The organism is Streptomyces sp. (assembly GCF_036566765.1).
Taxonomy (GTDB): domain Bacteria; phylum Actinomycetota; class Actinomycetes; order Streptomycetales; family Streptomycetaceae; genus Streptomyces.
In genome coordinates, this window is sequence record NZ_DATCVQ010000110.1 from 1 (window position 1) to 3,258 (window position 3,258).

Annotated in this window: 4 protein-coding genes; 3 read left to right on the forward strand and 1 reads right to left on the reverse strand. The window is 72.7% G+C overall.

Annotated features, from left to right (window positions below; translation table 11 throughout):
* The 3 genes from VIU94_RS05970 to VIU94_RS05980 form a co-directional block, all read left to right on the forward strand.
* Positions 1–652, forward strand: a 652-nt coding sequence (locus VIU94_RS05970; RefSeq protein WP_331908301.1) for a decaprenyl-phosphate phosphoribosyltransferase, incomplete at its 5' end; no start/stop codon positions are given.
* A 31-nt stretch (positions 653–683) separates the two neighbouring features.
* Complete coding sequence (locus VIU94_RS05975) at positions 684–1,121, forward strand: GtrA family protein (RefSeq protein WP_331908303.1); 438 nt, start codon at positions 684–686, stop codon at positions 1,119–1,121.
* Positions 1,109–2,017 carry a YihY/virulence factor BrkB family protein gene (locus VIU94_RS05980; protein WP_331908305.1) on the forward strand — a complete coding sequence of 303 codons (909 nt, stop codon included), beginning with the start codon at positions 1,109–1,111 and terminating at the stop codon, positions 2,015–2,017. The genes VIU94_RS05975 and VIU94_RS05980 overlap by 13 nt, the downstream gene beginning before the upstream one ends.
* Here the strand turns inward: VIU94_RS05980 and VIU94_RS05985 are convergent.
* Positions 1,944–3,221: a D-alanyl-D-alanine carboxypeptidase family protein gene (locus VIU94_RS05985; RefSeq protein ID WP_331908307.1), complete on the reverse strand. Its 1,278-nt coding sequence runs from the start codon at positions 3,219–3,221 to the stop codon at positions 1,944–1,946. The genes VIU94_RS05980 and VIU94_RS05985 overlap by 74 nt on opposite strands.
* Positions 3,222–3,258 lie beyond the last annotated feature (37 nt).

The window sequence follows — 3,258 nt, forward strand, 5'->3', positions numbered from 1 at the left end:
GGTGGCCGCCGGGGTGGTCCCGGTGCCCGTCGCGTACGCGACCGGCGGGGCGCTCGGGCTCGGGGCCGCCGTCGCGGCCGCGGCGCTGTGCAACCCGATGACCGCCGCGCTGATCGTCACGTACCTGGTCATGCAGGTCGCGTACTGCGTGCGCCTCAAGCACGTCCTGGTCGTCGACCTCGCGGTGGTGACCACCGGGTTCCTCATGCGCGCCATGATCGGCGGGGTCGCCCTCGACATCCCGCTGTCCCGCTGGTTCCTGATCACCACCGGCTTCGGCGCGCTCTTCATGGTGGCCGCCAAGCGCTACTCCGAGGCCGTCCGGATGGAGGCCGCGCGCGGCGCGACCCGCGCGCTGCTCACCCAGTACACCCCCGGGTACCTGCGGTTCGTCTGGCAGCTGGCGGCCGGGGCGGCGGTTCTCGGCTACTGCCTGTGGGCGCTGGAGAGCGGCGGCGTCGCGGCCGGCGCGCTGCTGCCGTGGCGTCAGCTCTCCATGGTCGCCTTCATCCTCGCGGTGCTCCGGTACGCCGTCTTCGCCGACCGCGGGGCCGCCGGCGAGCCCGAGGACGTCGTGCTGCGCGACCGGCCGCTCGCGGTCATCGGGCTGGTCTGGGCGGCGATGTACGGGATGGCGGTCACGGACCTGTGAGCCGCGCCGAGGCCCGGCCGGTCGGCGCCCCGTGAAGCGCGAGCTCGCCGGGTTCGCCCTCGTCGGGCTCGGCGCGTACGCCGCCGATCTCGCGCTCTTCGTCCTGCTCCGCGGGCCGCTCGGGCTCGGCCCGGTCGCCGCGAAGTGCCTGTCCTTCCTGGCCGGCTGCACGGTCGCCTATCTGGGCAACGCCCTCGGCACGTACCGCCGCCGTACCGTCGGCCTGCGCGAGTACGCGGTCTTCTTCGGCGTCAACGTCGCGGGCGCGGCCGTGCAGTTGGGCTGTCTGGGCGTCTCCCACTACGGACTCGGCCTCAGCTCCGCCCGCGCCGACACGGTCTCGGGGCTCGGCGTCGGGATGCTGCTCGCCACCTGCCTGCGCTTCTGGGGCACGAGGACGCTGGTCTTCGGACCGGCGAACCGGTCGACCGGCCGATCAACGGGTACGGGTACGCCATGGACTGGCTGACCAAGATCCCCGTCATCGGCCCGCTCGCGGCCCGGCTGATGCGCACCCACGCCTGGCGCTCGTACGAGACCCTCGACGCGGTCCACTGGACCCGGCTGGCCGCCGCGATCACGTTCATCAGCTTCGTCGCGCTCTTCCCGCTGATCACCGTCGCCGCCGCGATCGGCGCGGCGCTGCTCAGCGACGAACAACTCGACCGGATCGAGGAGAAGATCGCCGACCAGGTCCCCGGCATCTCCGACCAGCTCGACATCGGGGGTCTCGTCGCCAACGCCGCCACGGTCGGCCTGGTCGCCGGGGCCGTGCTGCTGGTCACCGGGGTCAGCTGGGTCGGCTCGACGCGCGAGTGCCTGCGCGCGGTGTGGGGCCTGGACGGTAAGGAGGAGCGGAACCCCGTCGTCCGCAAGGCCGCCGACGCGGGCGTGCTGCTCGGCCTCGGCGGTGTCGTGCTGTGCTCGCTGGCCGCCTCCTGGCTCGGCTCCACCGCCGTCGGCTGGACCACGGACCAGCTCGGCGTCTCCCACAAGGGCGCGGGCGGCGTGCTCATCCAGGTCGCGGCGGTCCTCGTCGCCGTGGTCGCCGACTTCCTGATCCTGCTCTATGTGCTCACCCTGTTCACCGGCGTCAGCCCGCCGCGCCGCCGGCTCGTCGGCGCGGCCCTGATCGGCGCGATCGGCTTCGAGGCCCTGAAGCTGCTGCTCGGCGGCTACATGAGCGGCGTCGCGGCGAAGTCGATGTACGGCGCGTTCGGCGTCCCGGTCGCGCTGCTCCTGTGGATCGACTTCACCGCGAAGCTGCTGCTCTTCTGCGCGGCCTGGACGGCTACGGATTCACGTCCGGACCCGGACCCTGAGGACGACGCCGGACCAGCTCGGGAAGCGGCCAGCGGCGGTTGACCAGGTAGACCGCGGCGGCGAGGAGGGCCAGCGCGCCGCCCGCCACGGCCAGGGCGGTGCCGACGCCGCCGGACTTCGCCGACGAGGCGGACGCCTGGTCCGGGGAGTTCGGCTTGTTCTTGCCGGGCGCGGGGGCGGTGCCCTCGGCGGACGCGTCGGTGCGGGCGGACTTCGGCGGGACCAGCTCGCCGACCGGGGTCACCTTGCCGGCCGCGGCGAAGCCCCAGTCGAACAGCCGCTCGGTCTCCTTGTAGACGGCGTGCGACTCCGTCGCCGACGGGTTCATCACCGTCACCAGGAGCACCTTGCCGTTGCGCTCGGCGACGCCGGTGAAGGTCGCCCCCGCGTGCGTGGTGTTGCCGTTCTTGACGCCGGCGATGCCCTTGTACGGGGAGATGCCGTAGTCGCCGGTCAGCAGCCGGTTGGTGTTCTGGATCTCGAAGGACTCGCGCTTCTTGCCCTTCTTCTGCTCGCCGGGGAACTTGGCGCGGGCGGTCGCGCAGTACTCCCGGAAGTCGGCCTTCTGCATGCCGCTGCGGGCGATCAGGGTGAGGTCGTACGCGGAGGAGACCTGGCCCGGCGCGTCGTAGCCGTCCGGCGAGACGGCGTGGGTGTCCAGCGCCTGCAGCTCGGCGGCGTGGTCGTTCATGTCCTTCACCGTCTGCGGGATGCCGCCGTTCATCCCGGCGAGCACGTGCACCGCGTCGTTCCCGGAGCGCAGGAACACGCCGAGCCACAGGTCGTGGACGGAGTACGTCTGCTTCTCCTTGACGCCGACCAGGCTGGACCCCGCGCCGACGGCCCGCAGCTCCTCGGGGGCGACCAGGTGGGTCTGGGTCCGGGGGAACTTCGGCAGGACGGTGTCCGCGAACAGCATCTTCAGGGTGGACGCGGGGGCGAGCCGCCAGTGCGCGTTGTGCGCGGCGAGCACGTCACCCGTCTCGGCGTCCGCCACGATCCACGACCGCCCGCTCAGCTGCTTCGGCAGCGCCGGCGCCCCGGCCCCGAGCTGCACCTGTGTCCCCGGCCGGCCCAGGAGCGTCCCGCCGACGGTGGACATCACAGCGGGCGGCTTGGGCTGTTTGTCCTCCTTCTTGTCGGCCACCGGCCGCGCGAGCGCGGGTCCGGCGGTGATCAGCGGAAGCAGGACGGCGAGGGCGGCAGCCGTGGTGACCGTCACAGCGGCCTTCTTCGAAGCAGACACGGACGAGAACGTACACGCGGACCTCGGCGTTCCGTAC

What these genes read in the sequence shown, in the direction of transcription:
- VIU94_RS05980 (WP_331908305.1), top strand. Translation starts at nt 1,109, where the DNA reads ATGGACTGGCTGACCAAGATCCCCGTCATCGGCCCGCTCGCGGCCCGG.